Source organism: Microcystis sp. LE19-84.1B, assembly GCF_027531875.1.
GTDB classification, from domain to species: Bacteria; Cyanobacteriota; Cyanobacteriia; order Cyanobacteriales; family Microcystaceae; genus Microcystis; species Microcystis panniformis.
Map to the genome: position 1 here is coordinate 1 of NZ_JAPZSR010000463.1, position 2527 is coordinate 2527.

A 2527-nucleotide genomic window follows, 5' to 3' on the forward strand; every position below is an offset into this window, starting at 1 on the left:
TCTAAGACTTTCCGGTATAGTTCACTTATCATTTTCGTTATTTAGGTCATATATAGTAAATATGACTTATCTTTTTTTGGAGTCTGTGTCTGTATTCCATGCTACATAAGCTTTTCAGCTTGCTTGTCCCCCTGTCAGATGCAATTAACCAATCATCATCATCTACCCTACAATCCCAAACTCGTAGAACGAGCCAAAGAACTCCGTAAAAACATGACCAAAGCTGAAAGAAAACTTTGGTATGAATACTTAAAAATTTTTCAATATAGAGTTCATCGTCAAAGACCGATTAATCAATTTATTGTTGACTTTTATTGCCCCGAATTAAAATTAGTGATTGAAATTGATGGTGATATTCATAATAGTGAAGATGCTCAGAACTATGACTTAGAAAGAACCCAAATTTTATCCAGTTATGGATTAACAGTAATCCGCTTTACTAATCAAGAAGTTTTGAGTAATTTTGAGGTAGTTTGTGGAGTAATTGGAAGTTTGATCCCCCCAACCCCCCTTGATAAGGGGGGCTTTGATCCTCCTAATCCTTCTTGATCCTCTAAGGGCTTTGATCCATCCTTATTAAGGGGCTTTGATCCCCGCCACTCCCCCTGATAAGGGGGGCTTTGATCCATCCTTATTAAGGGGGATCTGACAATTTTTAACACCTAACTAATTAGAAAGGAAAAGAATAGCGAAAAAAGTTCTATATACAACTTTTGCAAGGGAAATCAAGGAGAAAATCAAGGATTTACAATCTCGGTTTCAGAACAGTCCACTGGGTTACGGGAGCCATTGCTTTCCAACCTAAAAACTTACCGACTGGTTCTGCTTTTTCAATGCCAATTCGCAGCAGTTCCCCTCCTAATTTACTATGCCATTGCAAGAGGACTAATTCGCTTTCAATTGTAACAGTGTTAGCAACAAGACGACCCCCGGGGCGCAGGGCTAACCAACAGGTTTCCAATAGGTGGGGTGTGGTGATACCGCCACCAATAAAAATAGCGTCCGGTTGCGGTAAATCTTCCAGGGCGCTCGGTGCGATTCCGGCGACGATTTGCAGGTGGGGCGTTCCCAGGGCGGCGGCATTATCGGCAATGTATTGTAATCTGGTGGGATGATGTTCGATCGCAATCCCCTGACAACGGCGATCGCTCCGCAGCCACTCAATGGCAATGGAACCACAACCCGCCCCCACATCCCAGAGCAATTGTCCGGGTAAGGGAGCCAATCTACTCAGCGTGATAGCACGAACTTCTCTTTTTGTCAACTGTCCGTCATGATGGTAGGCAGAATCCGGCAGTCCGGGAAGGCGCGGCACCCAGGTGGGGGGATGGGAGGAGATGCAGCTAATGGCAATGACATTTAAATCCGCCAGATCTGTAAACTGCCAATCGTTGGCGATGCCTTGAATGTGGCGTTCCAGGGTTCCCCCTAGATGTTCTAAAACCGTGATGGAACTCTCGCCAAAACCTCCCTCCCTGAGCAGCCGAGCAGCGATCGCCGGAGTCTGAGCATCGGCGCTCAGTACCAGCAGTTTGGCGCCGGGATACAGCACCCCATTCAACCAAGCCGGGGGCCGACCGCACAAACTCAAAGTTTCCACTTCACTCAGGGACCAACCCAAACGACTACAGGCAAGACTAAAGCTAGAAGGAGAGGGAATAATCGTCATTTCCTCCAGGGGAATCTGGCGGGTGAGGGTGACACCAATTCCATAGCACATGGGATCACCACTGGCCAAAACACAGACGGATTGACCACGAAGGCGGATAATCTCGTTAATGGAGTCTTGAATAGGAGAAGTCCAGAGCAGTTTTTGCCGTTGATCCTCTGGGGGTAACATTGCCAGATGACGTTCACCACCGACAATAACTGATGCGAAAGAAAGCAGACTTCGCCCCACTGAACTTAACCCTTCTAAGCCATCTTCACCAATTCCTATGATCGATAGCCATTTCGATTTACAATTGCGATCCGCCATATTAAAAAAAATCGCTACTATTTCATTATCTGCCATCAGGCTCTATCCTTCAAACAAGATATAATCGGGTTAGTGCCAAGTTAATTCAGAGGAAAAAGTATGACCACCACCGCCGATGACGTTTGGAGATTATTAGCCGAATTAGTAGAAGCTCAAAAAGAGACAGAAAGATGCTTTCAAGAAACGGAGCGACGCTTTCAAGAAACCGAGCGTGTTCTCAAGGAACAATCTTTAGAAACCGAGCGACGCTTTCAAGAAACTGAGCGTGTTCTCAAAGAACAATCTTTAAAAACTGATCGCCAAATTACCAGACTCAGTCAAGAAATTGGTAATCTTGGAGGTAAATGGGGACGTTTTGTCGAAAATATGGTAGCCCCCGCTTGTGAGACTTTATTTTTAAATCGTGATATTCCCGTACATCAAGTTAGTCAAAGAGTCAGAAAACGTCTCGACGGTAAAACCCTAGAAATTGATGTGTTAGTAACTAATGAGAATCATGTGCTAGTAGTGGAAGTCAAAAGTAGTTTAAGTGTAGATGATGTCAAAGAA

3 protein-coding genes are annotated in these 2527 nt (G+C 44.8%); 2 read left to right on the top strand and 1 reads right to left on the bottom strand.

Annotated elements, in window-relative coordinates:
* Positions 1-138 precede the first annotated feature (138 nt).
* The gene (locus O9324_RS25880; RefSeq protein WP_288141700.1) at positions 139-549 is read left to right on the top strand and encodes an endonuclease domain-containing protein; all 411 of its coding nucleotides are present in this window, start codon (positions 139-141) and stop codon (positions 547-549) included.
* Between the two features lie 196 nt (positions 550-745).
* Here O9324_RS25880 and cbiE read toward each other — a convergent pair whose 3' ends face one another.
* On the bottom strand, positions 746-2014 hold the full coding sequence (gene cbiE, locus O9324_RS25885; protein WP_288141701.1) for a precorrin-6y C5,15-methyltransferase (decarboxylating) subunit CbiE: 1269 nt from the start codon (positions 2012-2014) through the stop codon (positions 746-748).
* A gap of 63 nt (positions 2015-2077) precedes the next feature.
* On the opposite strand from cbiE, the gene O9324_RS25890 reads away from it, so the two are divergent.
* On the top strand, positions 2078-2527 hold a 450-nt coding region (locus O9324_RS25890), incomplete at its 3' end, for a DUF3782 domain-containing protein (protein WP_288141702.1).

Bases quoted from the DNA above. Each gene is read 5' to 3' on its own strand.
- O9324_RS25880 (WP_288141700.1), top strand. From the start codon at position 139: ATGCAATTAACCAATCATCATCATCTACCCTACAATCCCAAACTCGTA.
- cbiE (WP_288141701.1), bottom strand. From the start codon at position 2,014: ATGGCAGATAATGAAATAGTAGCGATTTTTTTTAATATGGCGGATCGC.